This window comes from uncultured Campylobacter sp., from assembly GCF_938030685.1.
In the GTDB taxonomy this organism is placed as follows: domain Bacteria; phylum Campylobacterota; class Campylobacteria; order Campylobacterales; family Campylobacteraceae; genus Campylobacter_B.
This window is the reverse complement of the sequence record NZ_CALHHX010000003.1, coordinates 1-1158: the sequence shown is the minus strand read 5'-3', so window position 1 is coordinate 1158 and position 1158 is coordinate 1. Positions and strand designations below refer to the sequence as shown.

The 1158-nt window shown below is 47.4% G+C and carries 1 protein-coding gene; it reads left to right on the top strand.

The window, feature by feature from the left end; translation table 11 throughout:
• The coding region (locus Q0369_RS00080) for a hypothetical protein (protein WP_298094306.1) at positions 1 to 530 on the top strand (530 nt) is incomplete at its 5' end.
• Between the last annotated feature and the right edge of the window lie 628 nt (positions 531 to 1158).

The following is a 1158-nucleotide window of genomic DNA, read 5'->3' as shown; positions in this document are numbered from 1 at the left end:
GACGGGCTGGGCGTCGGACACACGCTGCTGTGCTGCGAAAGGGCGCGCTGATGGACGCGCAAAACTTAAGCGCGCGGCTAAATAAGCCGATTAAAATTTTACTAGTGCTTTTTGGAATCGGAATTTTGGCAAATGTGGCGATGGAATTTTATGCAGAGAAAAAACGCGGCGAGCTAGAGCGAAATTTCTGCGAAAGCAAACAGGTGCGAGATGCGCTAGCGCAGATAAACGAGGGCGCGCCGCGTAGGATCGACGATGCTACGATTTTAAAAGGCGCCGCATGCGAAGAGAGTAGCTTCATATACGATTACGCGCTAAATAGTTCGCCGAATTTAGACCTCAGCGCACTGGATGCGGGCGATGCGGAAATTTTAAAAGAGATGCTGTTTGCCAAGGCGAAGGCTAGCTTTTGCAGCACGGATTTTTCGCGGCGCCTGCGGGAGCTTGGCAAAGCGATGGTGTTAAATTACGAGATAGAGGGCTTGCCGCCAATACAGCTAAATCTTGATAAAAATAGCTGCGCGCGGTGAATTTTAAAACCCAAGCGAGGCATTTGATTAGCCGCGTTTTGTGTGACGGCGCGTTGGTGGCTGGTACCTCTGTAAGCTCGCAAGCAAGCTCATGGTTTGACGCAGAATTTTATTGCGAGCAGGTCGCGGATAAAATTTAGCAAGATTTCATCGCCGCAAATACAGCGTAATAAATCATAAAATTCTGACTCAAAATCTACGATGCTGTTTCAAATAAAATTCCGTAACTTATAGAATTTCGCGCGAAAGCTTTACGCGGTGTTTGCGTTGCTACACAGATATAATTCCGCGTGAAATAGTAAAATTTTAATGAAAAACGCCACTGGCAGAACCTGACGCATTAGATCGCGGCTCAAAAAGGACTCGGCGCGTTTTAGCGCTTTGTGGCGACGAAATGCACGCTGATCCGCGTCATACTATACGCGGCGGCGCTGTAAAAGCTAAGCAGAAATTTTAGCATGTTGCTTTTGCACAGGCGAAATCAAAAGCGAAGCGAATAAATTTTAAACGGATGCTGCGCGGGCGAACAGGCAAAGGCTCACGCCGCGCTAAATTTTAAATCTCGCACAAGCGCTACTTGCAGTCGCTAGGCTTAAATTCTACCCTTATAAATTCTTCGCCACTTTTT